This is a genomic window from Helcococcus bovis (assembly GCF_046035835.1).
Lineage (GTDB): Bacteria > Bacillota > Clostridia > Tissierellales > Peptoniphilaceae > Helcococcus > Helcococcus bovis.
This window is the reverse complement of record NZ_JBFNGB010000003.1, coordinates 56,759-77,944: the sequence shown is the minus strand read 5'-3', so window position 1 is coordinate 77,944 and position 21,186 is coordinate 56,759. Positions and strand designations below refer to the sequence as shown.

17 protein-coding genes and 1 other annotated feature are annotated in these 21,186 nt (G+C 27.4%); of the genes, 14 read left to right on the top strand and 3 right to left on the bottom strand.

The features are described 5' to 3' along the window. Positions 1-4 precede the first annotated feature (4 nt). Both ABGF48_RS01835 and ABGF48_RS01830 read left to right on the top strand, forming a co-directional pair. A complete protein-coding gene (locus tag ABGF48_RS01835) occupies positions 5-442 on the top strand; it encodes a hypothetical protein (protein WP_408104650.1) in 438 nt (145 codons plus the stop codon). A gap of 9 nt (positions 443-451) precedes the next feature. Next, on the top strand, positions 452-799 hold the full coding sequence (locus ABGF48_RS01830; RefSeq protein WP_408104649.1) for a hypothetical protein: 348 nt from the start codon (positions 452-454) through the stop codon (positions 797-799). A gap of 177 nt (positions 800-976) precedes the next feature. On the opposite strand, the gene ABGF48_RS01825 is transcribed toward ABGF48_RS01830, so the two are convergent. Beyond that, complete coding sequence (locus ABGF48_RS01825; protein WP_408104648.1) at positions 977-1,822, bottom strand: Cof-type HAD-IIB family hydrolase; 846 nt, start codon at positions 1,820-1,822, stop codon at positions 977-979. Positions 1,823-1,932: 110 nt separating this feature from the next. On the opposite strand from ABGF48_RS01825, the gene ychF reads away from it, so the two are divergent. The 12 genes from ychF (at position 1,933) to ABGF48_RS01765 (ending at position 16,427) form a co-directional block, all read left to right on the top strand. Continuing rightward, positions 1,933-3,030: a redox-regulated ATPase YchF gene (ychF, locus tag ABGF48_RS01820; protein WP_134711563.1), complete on the top strand. Its 1,098-nt coding sequence runs from the start codon at positions 1,933-1,935 to the stop codon at positions 3,028-3,030. A gap of 9 nt (positions 3,031-3,039) precedes the next feature. Beyond that, complete coding sequence (locus ABGF48_RS01815; RefSeq protein ID WP_408104647.1) at positions 3,040-3,960, top strand: CPBP family intramembrane glutamic endopeptidase; 921 nt, start codon at positions 3,040-3,042, stop codon at positions 3,958-3,960. Positions 3,961-4,014: 54 nt separating this feature from the next. After that, positions 4,015-4,237, top strand: a binding site (T-box leader). A gap of 57 nt (positions 4,238-4,294) precedes the next feature. After that, the gene (brnQ, locus tag ABGF48_RS01810; protein WP_408104646.1) at positions 4,295-5,620 is read left to right on the top strand and encodes a branched-chain amino acid transport system II carrier protein; all 1,326 of its coding nucleotides are present in this window, start codon (positions 4,295-4,297) and stop codon (positions 5,618-5,620) included. A 97-nt stretch (positions 5,621-5,717) separates the two neighbouring features. After that, a complete protein-coding gene (locus ABGF48_RS01805; protein WP_408104645.1) occupies positions 5,718-7,475 on the top strand; it encodes an aminopeptidase P family protein in 1,758 nt (585 codons plus the stop codon). After that, positions 7,475-9,307: an excinuclease ABC subunit UvrC gene (gene uvrC / locus ABGF48_RS01800; protein ID WP_408104644.1), complete on the top strand. Its 1,833-nt coding sequence runs from the start codon at positions 7,475-7,477 to the stop codon at positions 9,305-9,307. Before ABGF48_RS01805 ends, uvrC begins: the two co-directional genes overlap by 1 nt. Continuing rightward, positions 9,300-10,265 (top strand): HPr(Ser) kinase/phosphatase, encoded by a 966-nt coding sequence (gene hprK / locus ABGF48_RS01795; protein WP_408104643.1) that lies wholly within the window; start codon positions 9,300-9,302, stop codon positions 10,263-10,265. Before uvrC ends, hprK begins: the two co-directional genes overlap by 8 nt. 74 nt (positions 10,266-10,339) lie before the next feature. After that, complete coding sequence (locus ABGF48_RS01790) at positions 10,340-11,722, top strand: MurT ligase domain-containing protein (RefSeq protein ID WP_408104642.1); 1,383 nt, start codon at positions 10,340-10,342, stop codon at positions 11,720-11,722. Further along, on the top strand, positions 11,719-12,426 hold the full coding sequence (locus ABGF48_RS01785) for a hypothetical protein (RefSeq protein ID WP_408104641.1): 708 nt from the start codon (positions 11,719-11,721) through the stop codon (positions 12,424-12,426). The genes ABGF48_RS01790 and ABGF48_RS01785 overlap by 4 nt, the downstream gene beginning before the upstream one ends. A gap of 73 nt (positions 12,427-12,499) precedes the next feature. After that, positions 12,500-13,576: a sugar-transfer associated ATP-grasp domain-containing protein gene (locus tag ABGF48_RS01780; protein ID WP_408104640.1), complete on the top strand. Its 1,077-nt coding sequence runs from the start codon at positions 12,500-12,502 to the stop codon at positions 13,574-13,576. Positions 13,577-13,605: 29 nt separating this feature from the next. Beyond that, complete coding sequence (locus tag ABGF48_RS01775; RefSeq protein WP_408104639.1) at positions 13,606-14,667, top strand: sugar-transfer associated ATP-grasp domain-containing protein; 1,062 nt, start codon at positions 13,606-13,608, stop codon at positions 14,665-14,667. A 79-nt stretch (positions 14,668-14,746) separates the two neighbouring features. Beyond that, a complete protein-coding gene (locus tag ABGF48_RS01770) occupies positions 14,747-15,757 on the top strand; it encodes a sugar-transfer associated ATP-grasp domain-containing protein (RefSeq protein ID WP_408104638.1) in 1,011 nt (336 codons plus the stop codon). Positions 15,758-16,154: 397 nt separating this feature from the next. Continuing rightward, a complete protein-coding gene (locus ABGF48_RS01765; protein ID WP_408104637.1) occupies positions 16,155-16,427 on the top strand; it encodes a hypothetical protein in 273 nt (90 codons plus the stop codon). 90 nt (positions 16,428-16,517) lie between these two features. Here ABGF48_RS01765 and ABGF48_RS01760 read toward each other — a convergent pair whose 3' ends face one another. Both ABGF48_RS01760 and ABGF48_RS01750 read right to left on the bottom strand, forming a co-directional pair. After that, positions 16,518-16,934 (bottom strand): transposase, encoded by a 417-nt coding sequence (locus ABGF48_RS01760; protein ID WP_408104636.1) that lies wholly within the window; start codon positions 16,932-16,934, stop codon positions 16,518-16,520. Positions 16,935-17,603: 669 nt separating this feature from the next. Beyond that, positions 17,604-20,930: an LPXTG cell wall anchor domain-containing protein gene (locus ABGF48_RS01750; protein ID WP_408104635.1), complete on the bottom strand. Its 3,327-nt coding sequence runs from the start codon at positions 20,928-20,930 to the stop codon at positions 17,604-17,606. Positions 20,931-21,186: the final 256 nt, after the last annotated feature.

Below are 21,186 nucleotides of genomic sequence, written 5' to 3'. Positions count from 1 at the left end.
TTTATTGTCTAAAAGTTATAAATCAAACATTTTATTGGAATCACACTATGGTAGTATAGATAATAATATTTTTGTAAAAGCTTATAGCGATACATCAATAATTTGGAAAAGTTTAGCTGGCACATATTGGATTCCAGGTATTGGAAAAGTAGTAATAACAGTTGCGGGGGTTATTATAATAGGAGACGCTGTAATAAAAACAGGAACTTGGTTGTATAATCAAGTGGTTAATTATTTCAAAAATAATAATGTTGAGGAAGAAAGTATTTCGATGACCGCTGATGAAATAATTTCTAAATTTAGAAAAGCTAGAATTAGAAGAGAATTCCCATCTGAGTTTTTATATAAAACAATTGAAGAAATAATGAATGCTGCATCTAGAGGAAATGCAAACGCAAGAAAAGCTTTGAAGCTTCTAAGGGATGGCAGATTTAAGAAATGAGAATAAGTTATGAATATAACAGTTAAAGTATTGGTCGCTAATTATATAAATGAACAAATTTTATCATATATGGAAAAAATATATTATTGTAAAATTAATTTTGAAATTGGTATATTTGATGAGGTTAATAATGAATATATAAAGAAAATTACAGAAGGTAGTATAAAAGAATTAGAATATACGAATGAATTTGGAGAGATAGTAAAAGAAAAAATACTGTTTGTATTGGGTTATGATATATTATATAATGATTTAAATTTAGAAAATGGAACAGAATTATATCAACAATTTATACATTTTAATTTCGATATAGTGTTAAATCCAAATGAAATATTAGAAAAATATTATGATTATTAATAGTTCTTTGAAATCCGTTGAGGAAAATTTTTTCTTCCTCAACGGATTTTAAAGAACCCATCTTTATAAGATTTCTTGAAATAGTTGAATGATGAAAAATAAAAATTCTGGAGTTGTCAAACATATGTGATGTGATTTTGTATTTAAATTGTAACAATTAATTTTACAAATTTTTATTTAAATTAATCCAAAATGTTTTAATGCCTTGAAAATTCCTTCGTTATTATTGTCATCAGTAACATGGACAGCTGCATCCTTAACTTCTTCTTTACCATTTCCCATAGCAACTCCGTATTTAGCATATTCGACCATTTCCTTGTCATTTGAACTGTCACCGAAAGATAATAAAGTTTCACTTTTGATACCTAATTTTTCAAGAGCATTTGCTTTGCTTACTCCTAAACTCATGTATTCTAGAAAGAATGGTGACGTTTGAGCTACATAAAGTTTATCTTTAAATTTTTCAGTTATCTCTGCTTTTGCATCATCAAGGTATTTTGGCTCCATTATTGTAAGGATTTTATTTATATTGAAATCTACAAAATTTTTTAATGATTTTACTTCTTGAAGTAAAAATCCACCATTTCTTGCTTCCCATTCAATAACATTTATCCTTCCTTTACCTAAATTTCCGGTATCAACAACAGCATTGTAAACATCTTCAACATACATATATTCATCCCTATTAATCATTGGATATATTTTTTTATCTTCTACATAATCTAAAACTTCATAAACAAGTTCTTTAGATAAAGGTGTTTCATAAATTAATTTATTATTTGCTACATCATAAGCTATTGCACCATTGTTGGAAATTATAATTCCATTATTTTTATCTAATTCAAGCTCTTTAGCATATTTTAGCATTGCAAGCACAGGTCTACCGGATGCTAATATAATTTTCACCCCTTCATTGTGTAATTTGATTAAAGCTTTTTTAGTTTTGGGTTGAATATTATGTTCATTATCTAGTAATGTACCATCAAGGTCTAAAGCTATAGTTTTAATATTTAATTTATTCATTTTTCCTCCAAAAAGTTTTCATATATCAATTATACATTAAATTGTCGGTTTATCTTCAAATTATTTAAATTTTAAGTTATAATTATTTGGTATAGAAAGAAGAGGTAAAAATGAAATTAGGTATAGTAGGATTGCCAAATGTGGGTAAGTCAACACTTTTTAACGCTATTACAAAGGCGGGAGCTGAATCAGCTAATTATCCATTTACAACTATTGAACCAAATGTAGGGGTTGTAGACGTTCCGGATTATAGATTAGAAAAATTATCAGAATTAAATAATTCAAAGAAAATCGTATCTGCATACATAGAATTTTATGATATAGCCGGGCTTGTTAGAGGTGCTAGCAAGGGAGAAGGTTTAGGTAATAAGTTTTTAGCGAATATTAGAGAATCAGAAGCTATCGTTGAAGTTTTAAGATGCTTTGAAGATCCTAATGTAATTCATGTAGATGGTGAAGTAAATCCGTTGAAGGATATTGAAACTATTAATTTAGAACTAATTTTTTCTGATATGGATATGCTTGAAAATATTATGAATAGATTAAATAAATTGGCTAAATCTGATAAGGAAAAAAAAGCTGAATTAGAGTTGATACAAAGAGTATATAAAACTTTAGAAGAAGGAAAAAGTGCTAGAGTTTTAGATTTAACACAAGAAGAGCAAAAAATATTAAAAGGATATAATTTATTATCAACAAAGCCTATAATATATGTTGCAAATGTATCTGAAGAAGAAGTTGCTGATGATGGACAATCAAATCCATATGTGCAACAAGTTAGAGAATTTGCAAAGACAGAAGAGGCCAAAGTTGTAGTAATCTCAGCTAAAATTGAAGCTGAAATTTCGACACTGGAAGATGAAGAAAAGAAGGATTACTTAGAAATGATTGGACTAGAAAAACCTGGTTTAGAAAAACTTATTATTGCAAGTTATGATTTATTGGGATTAATTTCATTTATAACCACCGGGGAAATTGAAACTAGAGCTTGGACAATAAAAAAGGGGACAAAAGCTGTTGATGCTGCTGGTAAAATTCATTCTGATATATCTAGAGGATTTATCAGAGCGGAGATAATTTCCTTTGATGAACTTATGAATTATGATGGTTCAATGACTAAAGCTAAAGAAGCTGGTAAGGTTAGACTAGAGGGTAAGGATTATATTATGCAAGATGGTGATATTACTCACTTTAGACATAATGTTTAGGAGTTGTTAATGGAAAATAATTTAGAAAATTTATTAGAAAATGAAAATTATAACTTAGTGGAAGCAAGGAAGGCAAATAGAAAAATAATTTTTTCGTATTTGATATATTTTTTAAGTATCAATATTTTAGCTTCTTTAACAGGGTTTATACAGGATATAGGGATTAGACAAATAACAATAGTTGGTTTAGGTATAATCCCAATATATTTCTTTGTTGGCAAAAAATCTTTGGAAAATTTAAGAAGTCAAAAACAAAAATATTTCGGTATAAAAGATTTATTTTTCTTTGTAGGTTTATCTTATGCTATAACTTTAATATTTAGTATTTTTACTAATTTTGTTGTAAGTAAGCTTAATATACCTTCTCCAAATGTTACTAAAATGATTCAAGATAATTTAAATATAACATTATTTATTTATGCTGTAATTTTTGGACCGGCAATGGAAGAATTGCAGTTTAGAGGATTTTATTTAAATGCAACTAGAAAATATGGGAAAATGGCAAGCATACTCTTGGTGTCTATATTATTTTCATTTTCTCATTTAAACATAATTCAAGGGTTAGGGACTTTTGGATTAGCCTTAGTATTTACTTATGTCGCTTATTTCTATTCATTTAGAGATGCTTTAATATTACATGTTATCAATAACTTGATTGTTGCAATTGTAGGATTTTTATCATCAAATTTTGGTTTAGAATCAATGCAAATAGGCATTTTTTCAATTATATTGATACTTTTAGGATTTAGTGCGCTAGTTCAATTATTTACTGAAAAAAGAAGAAAAGAATTTAAGAATAATTTAAAAATAGATAAAATGGAGAAAAAATATTTAAAAAATTTATTTACAGATTACGTATTTATACTTTATTTTATTTTTATAATAGCATTTTCATTTTATGTTGGGTATATTGCACAAAACATGCAATAATATTTTGTGCTTGACATATAGAAAAAATTTATTTATAATAGCAGTTAATATATTAAAAATAAAAGAAAGAGTAAAAAGTTTTGAAACTACAGAGAGCTGTTGTATGGTGCGAAACAGTGTGGATTACTTTTGAAAATCATCTTTTTTATTGAATTTCTGAACTAGTAGTAAGAAATTCCGTAGTGGTTTACGTTATAAATACCTGACATTGTTAGATGTTATAAGTGCTTCATTACGTGAAGAAAAAAGGTGGTACCGCGATTATTTCGTCCTTTGCTAGAAATAGCAAAGGATTTTTTATTTTAAATATAAAAATATATTTTAGGAGAAGATTATGAAAAAAAGTTTATCTAGAAATCAATTTTTAAGCGTTAGTATAATGCTATTTGGTTTGTTTTTTGGGGCAGGAAATTTAATATTTCCTCCAATGTTAGGACATCAAGCAGGGAATTTAACCTTTGTGAGTTTATTATTCTTTGCTGTAACAGCTGTAGTATTTCCGGTTTTAGCGGTAATATCTGTAGCTAAGACATCAGGGTTGACAAATTTAGCAAACAGAGTTGGACCAGTATTCTCATTGGTGTTTACATCATTGATTTATTTATCAATCGGACCAGGACTGGGGATACCAAGAGCAGGAAGTTTACCATTTGAAATGGCAGTACAACAATATTTACCAGAAGGAGTTAATGTATTTTCTTTAAGACTTTTATACACATTATTTTTCTTTTTATCAGCATTCTTAATTTCATTAAATCCAAGTAAATTGGTAAATAGAGTTGGTAGAGTGCTTACACCTACTTTATTAGTACTTATTTTATTTATGTTTGTTGGTGTAGTTGCTTCAGACATCAATGCTCCATCTCAACCAGTTGAAGCATATGTAACAAATGCTCCGGTTAAAGGGTTTTTAGAAGGTTATAACACAATGGATGCAATTGCAGGACTTAACTTTGGGTTAGTAATTGCATTAGCGATAAAATCATTCCACGTTAAAGACGAGAAGCATGTTATGGGATATACTGTTAAAGCAGGATTTTTAGCAGGTACCGTTTTATTTGTAATATATGCAATGCTTTCATATGTAGGAATGGTTACAGGTCAAATGACAGCAGGTGCTGAAAATGGAGCGCAAATATTAGTTGCTACTGTAAATAAAGTATTTGGTAATTTTGGTGGAGTATTATTAGTTTCTATATTTACATTGGCATGTTTAACAACATGTGTTGGACTGATAACTAGTGGTAGTGAATATTTTGCAAAATTAACAAATAATAAAATAAGCTATAAAAAATGGACAGTATTCTTCACGGTATTTTCATTTGTTGTGGCAAACTTTGGACTAAATACTATATTAGCAGTATCAGTTCCAGTATTAGTTTCAATATATCCAGTTTCATTAACATTGATACTATTAACATTAGTACATGATAAATTAGGATTTAGTAAATTAGCATATAAAGCAACTATTTACGTAGTTTCAGTAATAGCTGTAGTTGAAGGTTTATTGGTAGCTAAGATTGAAGTTCCAGGATTAACTGCTCTTATTAAACAACTACCTTTATTTGGACAAAGTTTAGGTTGGTTACTTCCAGGATTTGTAGTTTTAATTGTGACAATGGTAGTTTCTAAATTATTAAAATTAGAAAAAGTTAAATAATTTTTTGGCTAGAATGTTGAGAATACTCAATTATTCTAGTCATTTTTTTTATACTAATGTATAATAGAATATATAGTACTAAAAAGGAGCAAAAATTATGAGTATTTATGATAGAGTTGATAGTCTTAGGGATTTAATGATGGATAGAGATATTGAAGCATATATTGTTCCAACATCAGATCCTCATCAATCAGAATATTTATCAGATTATTACAAGACAAGAGAATATATTTCAGGATTTACAGGTTCAGCAGGAATAGCCGTTGTTACTAGAGATAAGGCTGGATTATGGACTGATGGAAGATATTTTGTTCAAGCAGAAAATGAGTTGAAAAATTCTCCATTCAAACTATACAGAATGGGTGAAGATATTGATTATTTAACATTTATAAATGAAGAAGTATCTAAATTTGGTAAAGTTGCTGTTGATGGAAAATGTTTATCTTTAGCACAATATGACTCAATAAATGATAAATTAGGTGACAGACTACTTATCACGGATGTAGATTTTATTTCGGATATTTGGGAAAATAGACCTGAATTACCTAAATCAGAAGCATGGATTTTTGGAGAAAAATATACAGGACAATCAGTATCTGAAAAATTAAAAGAATTTAGAAAAAGATTAAAAGAAATAGAATGTGATTATGGATTTATAGGTGCGTTGGAAGATATAGCATATTTATTTAACTTAAGAGGAGATGATATATATGCTACTCCAGTATTTTTCTCATATGCATTAATTGGATATGAAAATGCTATCTTATTTATTGATGAAAATAAAGTAGATTTAGAAGTAAGAGAATATTTAAGATTTAATAATATAGAAGTATACAAATATGATGCAGTATTTGATGTCTTAAATGAAATAAGAGGATCAAATTCAATTTACTTAGATCCTAATAGAACAAATGTTAGAATTTACCAAAGTATAAATAAAAATGTTAGAATCAAACGTGGTACAAATTTAACTACATTAATGAAAATGATTAAAAATGAAACTGAAATTGAAAATGAAAAGAAGGCATTCCATAAAGATGCTATAGCATTGACTAAATTCTTTAATTGGGTTGAAACAGGAGTTAAGTCTGGAACTATTGATGAAGTATTTGCAGCTAAAAAACTTTTAAGTTTTAGAGAACAACAAGAAAACTTTATTGAACCAAGTTTTACTACAATTTCAGCATATGGAGCAAATGCAGCTATGCCACACTATGATCCAGAAAAAGTAATACCTGCAACATTGCAAACAAAAGGATTATATTTAGTAGATAGTGGAGCTCAATATCTAGAAGGTACTACAGATATTACAAGAACTTTTGCTTTAGGTGAACTTACAGATGATGAAAAATTGCATTATACATTGACATTGAAGGGATTTATTGCAGGTTTAACAGCTAAGTTTAGAAATAATTCTACTGGATATTTCTTAGATTCTATAGTAAGAAATCCACTATACAGATATGGATTAGACTTTAATCATGGTACAGGACATGGAGTTGGATTTATGCTAGGAGTTCATGAAGGACCAATGAGCATTTCAAGAAGAGATAATGGTATCATTTTACAAAAAGGTATGATATTTTCTATTGAACCAGGTTTATATATCGAAGGATCACATGGTATAAGAATCGAAAATATCGTTTATGTTGATGAAGCAGAAGAACCAAATATTTTAGAAATCAAAACATTATTGTATTTACCAATAGATACAAGACCAGTTAAGAAAGAATTATTAGAAAACTGGGAATTAGAATGGTTAAATAGCTATAATGCAGAATGTTACAATAGACTATCTAAAGAATTAGATGGTGATGATTTAATTTACTTAAGAAAGATAACAAGAGAAATATAATGAATGACTTAAAATATGATTTATCGAGATTGCCAGATTTGCCTGGTGTATATTTGATGAAAGATAAGGATGACAACATAATATATGTAGGAAAAGCTAAAAACTTGAAAAATAGAGTTAGATCATATTTTAATGGTGAAAAAAATAAATCAATGAAGGTACTTAAAATGGTTGAAAAAATAGACCATTTTGAGTACATCATTGTTGAAAATGAAGTAGAAGCTTTAGTACTTGAATCTAATTTCATTAAAGAACATAGACCACATTACAATATTTTGCTAAGAGATGACAAGCAGTATCCATACATAATGCTTACAAATGAGGCGTTTCCTAGAATCGAAAAAGTTAGACAAGTTAAAAATGATGGGAATGAGTATTTTGGGCCATATCCAAATGCCTATGCAGTTAATGACGTTATCAGATTGTTGCAAAACACATTCAAACTTCGAGTTGATAAGATTGAGCAAAATTTCAATAGTGTTAAAAGACCATCTTTGAAGCAGTTTTTATATAAATACAATGATCCAAGTCATGATTATAAAGATCAAAATCAATATATGAAAAATGTTGAAAAAGTAAGAGATTTTTTAAAGGGGAATGTTAAAGAATTTATTAAAGAATTAGAGGGTAAAATGCTTTCTTATTCAAAAAATCTTGAGTTTGAAAGAGCTAAAGAGTATAGAGATCATATTTTTAATATAGAAAGTCTTATGGAAAGACAAAAAGTTACCACGGTTAATTCTGAAAATATGGACATAGTTTCATTATCTAAAGCGAGAAAATTTGTAACTATCCAAGTATTTTTCATGAGAAGTGGGAAAATAGTAGATAGGGAACATTTTATTATAGAAAATGATATGGACAATAATGACGCTGAAATTTTATCTTCATTTATGAAGCAATTTTATTTCGATATGACATACATTCCAAAAGAAATTATTTTGCTTGAATTACCTGAAGATTATCAAATTATAGAAGAGATTTTGTCGGAAAAAAGAGGTTCTAAAGTTAAACTTAAAGTTCCGATGCGTGGTGAAAAAGTAAGTTATTTAGATATGGCAACGAAAAATGCAAAGAAGATGATGTTAGAATATCTAAAGAAAATGGATAATAGAGAGAGAAATAAGAATCTTGGATTAAAGAGATTAGAGGAATTTTTAGGTATATTCCCGATTGATAGGATTGAAGCTTATGATATTTCTAATATATCCGGAGTTGATTCAGTTGGATCTATGGTTGTGTATCAAGAAGGGAAAAAATCTAAAAAGGACTATAGAAAATTTAAAATTAAAACTATTGAAGGGGCCGATGATTATGGGTCTATGAGAGAAGTGCTTACAAGAAGAATTAAAAGACTTATAAGCGATGAAGATAATACAAGTTTTTCAAAAAAACCTGATTTAATAATAATGGATGGCGGAAAAGGACAAGTAAATATTGCTTTGCAAGTAATGCAAGAATTTAATCAAGATATTAAAGTTATAGGGCTTGTTAAAAATGATAAGCATAAAACAAGAGCTATAATTTATGAAAATAAGGAAATCCCAATAGAAAATGATACTGCAATCTATAGATTTTTATATGACATCCAAGAAGAAGTCCATAGATTTGCGATAAATTATTTTAATAATGTTCATAAAAAGAAAATGTTTGAATCTGAACTTACTAAAATAGAAGGTCTTGGTGAAAAACGAATAATATCATTATTAAAAAAATTTGGTTCTATAGTTAATATAAAAAAAGCGACAAAAGAGCAGTTGTTAGAAGTAGATAATATAAATGAAGTTGTAGCAAATAATATTATAAAATATTTTGGAGAGAAAAATGGCTAAAAGTGTTAAATTATCAGAATTAGTTAAAGAGTTAGATTTAAAGGTTATAATGCCTGCAAGAGATTATGAAGAAATAGAAATTGCAAATGGTGATGTAAATAGACCGGGTTTACAATTATCAGGATTTATGGAAGCTTTTCCATATAAAAGAATTCAAATTATTGGTAATGTAGAATATAATTACTACATGCAAATGACCCCAGAGTTGAGATATGAAAGATTTAGAGGTATCTTATCTGAAGATATCCCATGTATAATTTTTTCATATAATAGAGATGTAACTCAAGATATCCTAGATTTAGCAAATTATTATAATAAAACATTAATTATTTCAGAATATGCGACAACTAAATTAATTAGTAAATTAAGTATGTCCCTAGAAAAACATTTAGCTGAAGAGTTGACCATTCATGCTGGTTTAATGGAAGTATATGGGTCTGGTGTGCTTATAAGAGGACAATCATCAGTAGGTAAATCCGAAACAGCACTAGATTTAGTAATAAGAGGACATAGACTTGTAGCTGACGATGTTGTAGACATAAAAAAGATTGATAATCAATTATATGGTACATCTCCAGAAAATATTCGTCACTTTATGGAAATTAGAGGTATCGGTATTTTAGATATAAGAAGACTGTATGGAGTAGGTTCGGTAAAAATAGATACAAGAATTGATATTGTAATTGAATTGGAAAAATGGGATGAAAATAAAGAATATGATAGGTTAGGATTGGAAGATGATTCAGATTTTATTTTAGGAGTTGAAGTCCCTAAATTAACTGTTCCAGTAAAACCAGGGAGAAATATTGCCATGATACTGGAAGTTGCAGTTAGAAATTTAAGACAAAAGAATTTGGGATATAATTCAGCGAAATATCTAACAAGCAGATTATTTAATGATATGAATCCAGAAGATACAAAAAATAATGAATATGTGAACATGTATGAGAATTTGTAATCTTAATTGATATATAATATTAAATGTTATATAATGTTTATGTTTTAAATGTATTATGGAATGAAAGGTTAATTATGAAAAAAAGTTTGAGATTTTATGCTGCTTTGTGGACTTCTAAATTTATAATTAAAACTATGAATCTATTAGGTAGAAGAGCTACATATTTACCGGGAATGATAGCATATAAATTATGTCCGGATATTATCAAATATATGAAAGTTCCAAAGACGACAATAGCTCTCACCGGCACGAATGGAAAGACAACAACGGCGAACATGATTTCTGATTTTCTAAACAAAAAAAAAATTAAGTATATTCATAATAATTATGGTTCAAATACTGTGGAGGGCATAATTGCATCATTTATTAAATTTTCAGATTTGAAGGGAAATTTAGATTATGAATATGGAATTATAGAAGTTGATGAAAGATCATCATATAGAGTTTATGAGCATTTTACACCAGATTACCTAATAGTTACAAATCTATTCAGAGATTCCTCAAAAAGAAATGCCCATGCTGATTATATATTTAATATATTAGAAGATTCAGTATCAGAAAAAACTAAATTAATATTAAATTCTGATGATTTAATAAGTTCACTATTAGATAAAGATAGAGAAAAAACATTCTTTTCAATTAATTTACTTGATGGAGAAGAAGAGGAAAGAAATTCAAGGATAAAAGATGTAGAAAACTGTCCGAAATGTAATCACAGATTAACTCCAGAGTTTATAAGATATAACCATATAGGACGTTATCATTGTGAAAATTGTGGATTTGAAAATTTTAAACCGGATTATTTAGTTAAATCTGCTGATTTAGAAAATAGGTTTGCAATAATAGAACATGATTCAAAAGAATATAAATTTAATTTACAAAGTAGTAATATTGTTGATTTATATAATTTATTAGCTGCCATTACAGCATTGAGTGAAATAGGATTTTCTATGAATGAATTAATTCGAAATTTTGAAGATGTTGAAGTTGTAAAATCTAGATATAATGACTATATGATTGGAGATAAGAGATTGGTTTATATTATGGCAAAGGCAATAAATCCAATTTCTGCATCCAGAACTTTTGATTATATAAGAAAGCAACCGGGAAACATTGCTGTTATTTTTGGAAATTCCAAGCATGACATAGGGTATAAAAATTCTGAAAATACATCATGGCTATATGATTTGGATTTTAGATATTTAAAAGATTCAGAAAACATAAAACAATATATTACATGTGGTAAGAGATTTAAGGACCAAGAGGTTGCATTGTTACTTTCTGGTATAGATAAAAATAAGATAATTAGTATTGATGGTTGGAGTGGTGTGGCTGAAGCTATAGATTATGATAATATTGATACTATATTTTTACTAAATGATATTGATACATTAGATTTGACAGGTAAAGTTAAAAAAGAAATAGAAAACATTTTGCAAGAGAGGTTGGATAAATGAAAATAGAAGTATTATATCCTGATATTGCAAATTTATTTGGGGAAATGGGACATATTGATTTTATAAGTAATATTTTTCCTTATGCTCAAGTTATAAAAACGCACATTACAGAAAAACCAAGATTTTTGGATGAAAAAATTGATTTGATTTATTTAGGACCTATGGCTGAAAAATACCAAGAACAAATTATTGAAAAATGGATTCCATATAAAGCTGAAATAAAGAAAAAAATTGAAGAAGGAAATATATTCTTATTTATTGGTAACGCTATGGAAGTGTTATTTGAATACATTGAAAAAGACAATGGAGAAAAAATAAATGGATTAGGTATATTTTCATATTATGCAAAAAGACAAATGATGAGTAGAATAAATTCATTATATCATGGTACATATAATGATATTGACGTAATAGGATTTAAGACGCAATTTACATATGCTCATCCAATAAAAAATAATGTTCCACATCTATTTAAGACAATTAGGGGTGTCGGAATGGATAAGGAAACAAAAAATGAAGGGATTAATTATAAAAACTTTTATGGTACCTATTTGATAGGGCCACTATTGATTATGAATCCGGATTTCACACTACAATTTATGAAAAATTTTATTGAAAATCCAAAGTTAGAATTTTATAAAGAAATGAAAGAAGCATTTAACATAAGATTAGAAGAATTTAAGGATTTTAAAACAACATTATAAAATTATTTAGATACAATTAATAGAGTATTATTTTAAATTATTAAAGTAATATTAAATATAAAAGGTGGAAATGATGAAGAAGAATACTTTGGGAAGTAAAATAGCAAGGATACAAGAAAAACTTAGAATAAAAAAACTTAAAGCAAGTGAAAGAAAATGGCTAGATCATAAAATGGAAACAAATGGATACTATGAAGGAAGTGAAGAAGAATATAATAAAGTAGTAGCTCCATTTTGGGCAAAATATGGTATGAAACCAGATAAAAAATGGTTCCAATATACAGGATATAAAGAACAAAAGTTTGATCCATACATGATACCAGATGATTTTTATTATGCAGAATTAAATAGATATCTAAATGATTCAAGATATGATGAGTTTTTATATAATAAAATTTATTTTGAATATTTTTTACCAGAAGCAAAGAAAGCAAACACTATTATAAAATATGCTCATGGATTTTATAGAACAAATAATGATGAGTTGGTAACTAAAGATGGAGCAATTAATTTATTAAGATCATTTGGTAAGGTCATAATAAAACCTTCAGACAATATGAAGGGAAGAGGGGTTGAAGTTATTGATTTTAATACAGATGAAAGAGAAGCTTTAAGAAAAATAGAAATAAAAATTAAAAGTGGAGATTTTGTTGCTCAAGAATTAATTAAACAATCAGAACAAATGAATAAATTTAATGATTCAAGTGTAAATACTATTAGACCTATTTCTCTTATCATAAATAATGAAGTTGTAATTTTATCTAAGATATTGAGGATTGGAGCAAAAGGAGCTGTAGTTGATAATTATTCTAATGGAGGCAAATCAAGACTTATAGATGATGAAGGCTATTTAGTAGATTATGAATTCGTTAGCGACAAAATGGTAAATTTTGATGATAATGGAAATAAAATTCAAAGAGAAAAGTTAATTGGTTATGATAAGGTAGAAACATTAGTAAAACAATATCATAAAAAATTTCCTCACTTAAGAATTATAGGATGGGATTTTGCTATTGATGAAAATTATGAACCAGTCCTAATTGAGTTAAATGGATATGTTGGTGATAACCAAAGAGAAGATGGAAGAGGAACTTTTGGTAAATATACTGAACAAGTATTAGATGAATTTTATGCTAATAAAAATAAATAAAATCGACTAAAGTATTTTGAGAGGAAAACATGAATAAAGTAACAAATTTTGCAAATAATGCAATTTCAAGTTTAAGATATACAGTCTACAAAAAAAGACAAAGAGATATATTGAAAAATAATATGCGTGAATATGATTATTACGAAGGATCAAAAGAAGAATATGAAAAAGTCGTTTTACCATTTTGGAAAAAATATGGATTAAAACCTGATATTAGATGGTATCAATTTTTTGGATATAAAGATCAAAAATTTAATCCTCACTTTATTCCAGATGATTTTTTCTATACAGATCTATATAGATTCTTAAATGATGTAAATTTTGATGAAAAATTACAAAATAAAATATTTTTAGATTCTATGTTATATGATGTAAATAGACCAAGAGCGGTGTTAAAATATGAAAATAAAATATTTGTAAATGAAAATAATGAGTTTTTAACAAAAGAACAAGCATTACAAACATTGAAAAAAGAAGGAAAAGTAATAGTTAAACCTTCTGATGATATGCAAGGAAATGGTGTTGAAATTTTAAATTTTATCGATAATGAAGCAAAAGCCATTAAAGAATTTGAAGAAAAAGTTAAAACAGGAGATTTTATTGTTCAAGAGTTAGTAAAACAATCTGAACAAATGAACAGGCTAAATAAATCAAGTGTCAATACTTTTAGAATTACAACATTATTGATCAATAATAAAGTAGAATTTGTATCATCCATTGTTAGATATGGTCGAGAAGGATCTATTGTCGACAATATGGCTAGAGGAGGTATATCCAGAGTTTTAGATAAAGATGGATATATGTCAAAACAAGCTAAAATTCATGAAAAATTATTTATTACAGAAGATTTTAAGGTTGAAAAATTAGAAGGATTTAAGGAAGCGTTAGCTCTTGCTAAAAAATTACATCCTAGATTTTCACATGCAAGATATATAGGATGGGATTTTGCAGTAGATCAAAATAATCAACCTGTATTCATTGAATTAAATGCATATCCTGTAAATAATCAAAGACAATATGGACCTGCATTGGGAGATTTTACTGTAGAAATTTTAGATGAATATTTAGAATATAAAAAATCAAAAAAATAATTAAAGTTTAATAAGTTAATGTATTACACAGGTTTTTATTTAGTAGTTTCATTAAAATTAAACGATGTTGAGAGGATATATGATTAAGAAAATATTAAATTCTAATTGGAAAGGTATATTAACTGTATTAAATGATATGTCTAAGAGATCAAAAAGATTAAGAATTGACCTATTTATTGATATGTATAATATGTATAAAAAATATGGATATACATGGTTAAATTATTATACTTATAATTTTGACAGAGTAAAAAACTTAGAAATTAGAAGAACTTTTTTATCTCAATATGGAGATAATAGTAAAATATACAGAGAGTTTATAAAAAGTCCAGAAATAAAATATCTGCAGGATAAAATTCAATTTAATAAAAAATTTACTAAATTTTTAGGAAGAGAGATAATTAATTTAGAAGATAATAATCTTGAAGAATTTAAATCATTTATACGAAAAAATCCAATATTTTTTGCTAAAGATCCTGTATTAATGGGTGGGAAAGGTGTGGAAAGAGTTGTTTATAATGAAAATTATGATGCGTATAAATTATATGAAAGATTGCTTTCAGAGGGAAAAATAATCTTAGAGCAGTCAGTAATTCAACACCCTGAAATGAAGAAATTATCATTAAATTCACTAAATACGATAAGAACAGGAACAGCGATTGATAAAGATGGGAATATAAGTATATTATATAATGTCTTAAGAGTATCTGGAAATGACAGCTATTTAGATAATGCAAGTCGTGGAGGATATTGGACTTTATTAAATGAAAATGGCGTTATAGATAAACCATTATATAGAGATTTGCCAAAAGAAGATGTGATTGGGATAAACCCGATTACAAAATTTAATTACATGGGATTTAAGATTCCATACTTTGAAAAAGTAAAAGAGCTTGCTATACAAGCTGCTTCTGTATGTAAAGATTTAAAATACGTAGGTTGGGATATTGCAATTACAGAAAAAGGCCCAATCTTAATAGAAGGCAATGATTTTCCAACTACAGAACTATATCAAGCCCATATTCACATGGAAGATGGTAAAGGTAAAGTTAAACTTTTTGAAGAAAAATTAGGAATGAAATTGAGATAGAAATTAAAAACCGTTGTGATACAACTAAAATTGTTGTTTTGTAGCGGTTTTTTTGTATTTTATTAATTATTTTGAATTATAAAATTTTAATACTTATATATTTAGCAAATAAGCTTAATTAGTATATTATATATTTAGTAAATGAAAACTAAATAAAAATCACGGAGGTAATAATGAATCTAAAATTATATAAACATTTAAAATACACTATATACAAACAAAGTTTATTAAAACTAAATAATAAAAAAATTTTACATTTATAGATGAATATACAGATACTAGAAAATTAGATTTTCCATTAATTAATAAAAAATTTGAAGAACTAAAAAATACTAATAAAATTTTTGTAAAACAAGTTTTATCAAAAGCGATATATGATTTATGTGAATTTGAAAAGATGGAAAAATCAATTTATGTAGTTTATGGTAATTTATTTGAAAATAGTAATATTAAAAAATTAGTCTATTTAGCTAAAAATAACAATATAGATTCACTTATTAAAATTAATAATTATTATATTTTAGTTATTTCAAAAGATAATAAAAATATTAAAATTTTAGACTTATCAAAAAATGATAATTATGAAGATGTAAATCTTGATAGTGAAAATATAATTGAAAATGAAGATTTAATTAAAAAGATTGAAACATCACCTCTATCTTTCATTTGATTTAGAACCATTAGCCAATATTTAAATGTTTCATTTTCTCCAATCCACATTCCAATATTTCCTTAAAACCATTTATGTTATATCCTAAAGCTATGTATACAGCTTTTTTGCTATTAGACAATTTTCTCTTACATGATAGTGTATTGCATCTATGAATACAAAAGGATAGACCTTATCTAAAGGTCTATTTTGCCACTCATCAATAGTTGGTAATATTTTATTTGTAGTACTGCTTACAAGTCTTGCTAATACTCCAAAACCATATATATCTTTAATGTGTGATGAAATATCTCTTGTTGTCATACCTTTAGAATACATTGATATTATTTGTGCTTCAATATTTGAAATATCTTTATTGTATTTTTTCAATATTTGTGGCTCAAAACTTGCATCTCTATCTCTTGGTATATTTATTTCTAGTTCTCCAATGCTGGATTTAACTATTTTTTTACTACTTCCATTTCTTGTATTTATTGAAAGTGGTGTTTGTCCATATTTATAATCCAAATGCTCATCTATTGAAATTTGGCTGGGAAAGTCCTATCTTTTAGGTCAACAGCTGGTAGTATGGCTGGTCATAGCATTTTACTTAAGCGGAATCAGATAATCATTAGTAGCCTTTTCAAGTGCTAGAGGACTTTTTTATTACACTAGATTTAAGCCTATATTTGAAGCTGCATTTAACATTATCATTTCCTTGATTTTAGTAAATAGATTGGGAACTTATGGAGTCTTGATAGGGACTGCTATAAGTTTATTATTAACCTTTTGGATAGATCCCTACATCATCTATAAAAAGCGTTTGAGAAAACCTCTTAAAAATTTTGTATTTTTAAATTTTCTAATTGCTTTATGGATTATACTTTTTACAGGACTAATTTATACGATAGTAAAAACTTTTAAATTAGATAATATGAATTTCATATTATTTACATTATTAATTATTATATTAGCCTCCATTGCCTCCATAGTCCCTATATTTATTTCTGGAGAGTATAGCTTTTATAGGGGAGAAATATTAAAAATTTTTAGAAAGATTTTTCATAAGAAATAGTATTATTAGATTATAAAAAAAAGCTGATCTTATAGGTGCTATATAAGACCAGCTTTTATCATATTTAGGAATTATATTTAATTTTTTTATATTTCTAATATATAATTTATCAATTTTATTGACTATCTATTAATAGATTTTCTTTTTTTTGAAACTATATATAGTCCAGCTAAAGAAATAATTGATAATCCTATATAAAGTCTTGTTTGATGGCTGTCTCCTGTGTTTGGTGAGCTTATTTTACCATCCTTATTTGCATCTTGTACAAGATTTGTATTAGTTTTATCTGCTTTAGAAACCTTAAAGCTGAATTCAACGTCTCCTGCAGCGTGTGTAGTGCTTCCATTGAATACTAGTGTTAGATTATGCTTACCTTCTTTAAGAGTTTCTAATAGCTCATTATTTAATCTAACAATTGTTGATCCTTCTTTTACTGTATACTTATCTTTTGGTAAAACCTGTCCATTTAGTTGAACTTCTTTAAGTGCATCCAGTTCACCATTACTCTTAAAGCTTAACTTACTATCACTTCCTTTTACAAATTTTTGTACATTTTTTGTTAGATCAAGAGGTAGTGGTAACTTTTTACCATTTTCTGTATCAGCTGGTTTATCGTCATCAGCCGGTTTATCATAGTCAGCCGGTTTATCATAGTCAGCCGGTTTATCACAGTCAGCCGGTTTATAATAGTCAGTCGGTTTCTCATCATTATCCGGTTTCTCATCATTATCCGGTTTCTCATCATTATCCGGTTTCTCATCATCAGCCGGTTTTTCTACTAAGTATTTTTCATCAAGTTCGTATTCTGCAAGAAGTCCTAATGCTGAAGGTGGGAATATTTCATCTACAGGATGTTCTTGAGGATCTAGGCTTTCAAAGTAAACTGTTTCATATCCATCTACTTTTATCCTGAACACCTGATCTTTTTCGAGTTGTCCAAAATTAATGCTAAATAATTCATCAATTTTGGTGTAAGATTCAGGGCTTAGTACTTGCCATTTATCATCCTTAAATACTTCAATATCCTTAATTGCCTTAAACCATTCTTTTGATTCTTGGTCAAATACAGGCATACCATTTTCTATAAATCCTAGTAGGACAAGCTTGTTAGGTTCAACATCAGATACTATTAGATTAGCCCTATTTAATGGGGATCTTTTCATTTTTAAATCAATTTTGTAGTTAAATACTAAGTCTGTATCTTTTATCTTAAGTTCTAAATCAATGCTGAATAGTCTTTCTTGTTCATCAACATTCCAATCCTTGACATCAGCTAATCCTATCAAGTTTCCTAGACTACTTACTTCTAAACCATTTATGTGACTTGAATATATTAGTTCTAAATTTAATCCTTCAAGGTCTATTAAATTATTTGTTTTTTCATCTTCATAGTATTTATTTTCTTCTACTTTTAAAGATTTTAATTTTAAATCTAACTTTTTGATTTTCTCTTCTACAAGTTTTGCTTTACTGTTTACGCTGTTAGTATCTTCATCTTTAGAAACTAATACTTTTATTTCTAAGTCAAAACTTGCGTCTAAAAGACTTTGTTTTAACTCATCAGTTATTGGCGAATTAGAGTTTATGTTATAGACATTCCAGAATTTTTCAGTCATTTTAACTTTTGTTGTAAGTGTTAGAGGTTTAGAAGTTTCGTCCTCTGACCAATCCTCTACATTTACCTTGCCAACAAGATTTCCCTTATTATCTATACTTAAACCATATTTGTTTTCTGATTCTAATAGCTTAAAGTATTCTTCATTTACAAATAGGACATTAGTATTTTCAGGTACATCTTTATTGTTTTCTATTACAAGATCATTTTTTACAAGATAGTTTTCTAAATAAGCTTTCACTTCATTTATTTGTTTATCAACATTAGGCTTATTATCTTTTGGTTTATCTTCAGGTTTTTTATCTTCAGGTTTTTTATCTTCAGGTTTTTTATCTTCAGGTTTTTTATCTTCTACTTTTGTATAAATTGGCTTGATATAAAAATCTGTGTCAGGCATTTCAAATTCTAGCCTTTTATTTTTTATATTTGCCATTATATCAGAGTAAATTTTAGGAAAATCATCTTTTATAGAATATGGCTCTTGCCATTTTTTAAATTCGAAACCTTCTTTATCAATAGCTTCTATAACCACTTTTTCACCAGATTGTATTTGTAAATCGTTAGAGTCATGCTCTGGACTTATAAATTTAACATCACTTGTTGAAAGGGTCCATTTTTTAGCATCTAAATCACCGGTATTTATTGTTAATACTAGATCTTCAGGTAAGCCTTTTTTATTAGCATTGTAAATGTTTTTGCTGATTGTTATAAGGTATTTTGAATTAGAATCTAAAGGCTTTCTTAAAGATTCTTCATAAGTTAAAGTTCCAACCATTGTAAAGCTTAGTTTAGAAACAGTTTTTCCGTTTTCTTCAACTATTTCAAATACCTCATCAGTTAATTTTGAATCAGTAGTATGTCTGCTTTCCACATCCTTACGCATATATATACCGGAACCATTGCTGTAAGCATCGGCCTTTGTAAAGTTTTCTAATGAAACTGGTTGGTTAAAGTATAAAGAGATTCTAGTATCTTCGCTTGTTAATTTATAATTTGGATTTTGTAATATATCTTTACTTTTCTCGTCATTAATAAGAGCTTTTTCAAGTTTTAATTCTTCAGTTGCTGTTTCTGTCAGGCTAAAGTTTAAGGTTAAACCGGGAGATTCTAAAAAGGCTTGGCTTCTATCTTCATTCATTAACCAGTTACTTATATTTAGGCTGTAGTTAGAAGTGGATAAAAGAGCTTCTACCGGTGAGATTTTTATATAATCATCATGGACTTCAAGCTTAGTGTTAATATCTTGATAGCCACCCTTCATGATCTTTACATGGGTCAAAGCTGCTGTTTCATTAACTTTTTGATTTGTAAATATCTTGATTTCAACAGGTTGGGATACCTTAACATCATTTTTAAACTCAGCTCCGTTGATTTCAATTTTAGTTATTTCAGCTTTTTTAGGAAACTTAGCTACAAAACTTTCTTTAGTTATTTCTTTATCTCCAGCTAAGGCTGTAATTGTTACATTAAAAGGTCTTTCTTGGCTTTCTAGCTTGATTATATCATCACCACTCCTTTTAAAATCTACATCAAATTCTGAATCATAAAGGGTTCTAAACCTTGTATATTCTCCTGTAAAATTTTGAGAACTTTTAGGGATAAATGCATATTCTTTATCCTCAATTTTTACACTATATTTATCTGCTTGCAGAATTGTCTTCCATTTAAATTGAAAACCAGGGTAATATTTAGAGGTATCACCGCTGTATTGCCTTTGATATTCCCAACTAAGGTCTTCAAATTTTAGATTAAAATCTTCTTGGTTAGCCATGACATCTCTACCTGAAACAATAAATAAAGCTATCATTAAAAGGCTTACAAAAAATTTTTTCATACTTCCTCCTGTTTTGATTTTAGGTTTACCAAATAATTATATTTGGCATTACTAAATTATAATATATGCGAGTCGGTAAAGCAAGAAGAATTTTTATTGTTTGAGTTTATATTTTAATTCTCGTATTATAGATATAAAGATATAGGCAAGTAGCTTTATACTAAAAGTATAAAAGAAAAAAATATTTCAAAAAATAATATAGACAAGTTTATCAATAAGAGCAGCTATCAAATGTCAATAGATAAATGATTAATTG

Excerpts from the sequence above, each read along its gene's own strand:
- ABGF48_RS01830 (WP_408104649.1), top strand. The coding sequence starts at position 452 with ATGAATATAACAGTTAAAGTATTGGTCGCTAATTATATAAATGAACAA.
- ABGF48_RS01825 (WP_408104648.1), bottom strand. The coding sequence starts at position 1,822 with ATGAATAAATTAAATATTAAAACTATAGCTTTAGACCTTGATGGTACA.
- ychF (WP_134711563.1), top strand. The coding sequence starts at position 1,933 with ATGAAATTAGGTATAGTAGGATTGCCAAATGTGGGTAAGTCAACACTT.
- ABGF48_RS01815 (WP_408104647.1), top strand. The coding sequence starts at position 3,040 with ATGGAAAATAATTTAGAAAATTTATTAGAAAATGAAAATTATAACTTA.
- brnQ (WP_408104646.1), top strand. The coding sequence starts at position 4,295 with ATGAAAAAAAGTTTATCTAGAAATCAATTTTTAAGCGTTAGTATAATG.
- ABGF48_RS01805 (WP_408104645.1), top strand. The coding sequence starts at position 5,718 with ATGAGTATTTATGATAGAGTTGATAGTCTTAGGGATTTAATGATGGAT.
- uvrC (WP_408104644.1), top strand. The coding sequence starts at position 7,475 with ATGAATGACTTAAAATATGATTTATCGAGATTGCCAGATTTGCCTGGT.
- hprK (WP_408104643.1), top strand. The coding sequence starts at position 9,300 with ATGGCTAAAAGTGTTAAATTATCAGAATTAGTTAAAGAGTTAGATTTA.
- ABGF48_RS01790 (WP_408104642.1), top strand. The coding sequence starts at position 10,340 with ATGAAAAAAAGTTTGAGATTTTATGCTGCTTTGTGGACTTCTAAATTT.
- ABGF48_RS01785 (WP_408104641.1), top strand. The coding sequence starts at position 11,719 with ATGAAAATAGAAGTATTATATCCTGATATTGCAAATTTATTTGGGGAA.
- ABGF48_RS01780 (WP_408104640.1), top strand. The coding sequence starts at position 12,500 with ATGAAGAAGAATACTTTGGGAAGTAAAATAGCAAGGATACAAGAAAAA.
- ABGF48_RS01775 (WP_408104639.1), top strand. The coding sequence starts at position 13,606 with ATGAATAAAGTAACAAATTTTGCAAATAATGCAATTTCAAGTTTAAGA.
- ABGF48_RS01770 (WP_408104638.1), top strand. The coding sequence starts at position 14,747 with ATGATTAAGAAAATATTAAATTCTAATTGGAAAGGTATATTAACTGTA.
- ABGF48_RS01765 (WP_408104637.1), top strand. The coding sequence starts at position 16,155 with ATGGAAAAATCAATTTATGTAGTTTATGGTAATTTATTTGAAAATAGT.
- ABGF48_RS01750 (WP_408104635.1), bottom strand. The coding sequence starts at position 20,930 with ATGAAAAAATTTTTTGTAAGCCTTTTAATGATAGCTTTATTTATTGTT.